Origin of the sequence: Sphingomonas sp. Leaf37 (genome assembly GCF_920939475.1) — a bacterium.
Taxonomy (GTDB): Bacteria; Pseudomonadota; Alphaproteobacteria; order Sphingomonadales; family Sphingomonadaceae; genus Sphingomonas.
Window position 1 is genome coordinate 1 of sequence record NZ_CAKLAX010000012.1, and the last position, 1330, is coordinate 1330.

The 1330-nt window shown below is 66.1% G+C and carries 1 pseudogene; it reads left to right on the forward strand.

Going from position 1 to position 1330, the window contains the following annotated elements:
• Positions 1 to 58: 58 nt before the first annotated feature.
• A pseudogene (locus LRA87_RS18300) lies at positions 59 to 1330 on the forward strand (IS3 family transposase); the annotation flags it as partial.

Sequence of the window (1330 nt, forward strand, 5' to 3'; positions counted from 1 at the left end):
CGTCGGTTTGTGAGGTGGCCCCCTAATTGACCTGACAGGGTTTCGCTCTTGGATAAGAGTGAGGCATACGACTGACGGTACGACCAGGCGTTACAATGACGGGGAGGTCCTTTCCGGTGTGCAGCGCCGGAGGCGATGGACACCGGAGGAGAAGGTCCGGATCGTCGAGGAGACGTATCTGCCGGGGATGAGCGTGTCGCTCGTTGCCCGTCAGCACGGTATAAGTGGCAGCTAGGTGTTCACTTGGCGCAGGCTGATGAGCCCGGGCGCGTTAACCGCCGCGGCAGCTGGCGAAGAAGTGGTGCCGGCGTCCGAGTATCGCGCCTTGGAGGCGCAGGTGCGCGAGCTGCAACGGCTGCTCGGCAAGAAGGCCATGGAGAACGAACTGCTCCGCGAGGCCGTGTCCCGGGCCGCAGGCCCAAAAAAACTGCTGCTGCGCTCGACCTCGTTGCCGGGGGATGGTCTGTGACCGCGGTTGCTGACGCGCTCGCCAGCACTCGCCCGCATCTGTCCGCGATGCGCAACAGACCGCCTCCGCGACCGCGTGGACGACCGCCGCTGCCGGACGCGGAACTGGTCGCCGACATCCGTCTGCTCGTCGCTGACCTGCCCACCTATGGCTATCGCCGCGTGCATGCCCTGCTGCGCCGTCAGGCCAAAAAGATCGGGCGCGCAGCGCCCAATCCAAAGCGCGTCTATCGCGTCATGAAGGTGCATGGGCTGCTGCTCCAGCGGCATGGCGGGCGAAGCGACGAACGCCGTCACGACGGCCGGGTCGCCGTTGACCAGCGCAACACCCGCTGGTGCTCAGACGGGCTGGAGATCGCATGCGACAATGGAGAGAAGAGCCTGCCCCGGCGGAGGCCGGGGTGCGTGTCGCGTTCGCGCTCGACTGTTGCGACCGGGAGGCGATGGGGCATGTCGCAACTACAGGTGGTATCACCGCCGAGGACGTGCAGGAACTGATGGTCGCCACAGTCGAGCACCGCTACGGACCCGTGAACCGCCTGCCCAAACCCATCGAGTGGCTGACCGACAACGGCAGCTGCTACACCGCCCGCGACACCCGCCCCTTCGCCCGTGACATCGGGCTGGTCCCACGAACGACGCCCGTCAGCAGCCCACAATCCAACGGCATGGCAGAGGCGTTCGTCCGCACCCTCAAGCGCGACTACGTTCGCGTGAACCCCAGGCCTGATGCGCAGACCGTCATCGCGCAGCTGCCAGGCTGGCTCGCCCACTACAACGAGGTGCATCCGCATCGCGCTCTGGGCTATCGTACATCGCGCAAACCCGCGAGGCCCCGTCAGGCCTTTAGGGGGCAACAACA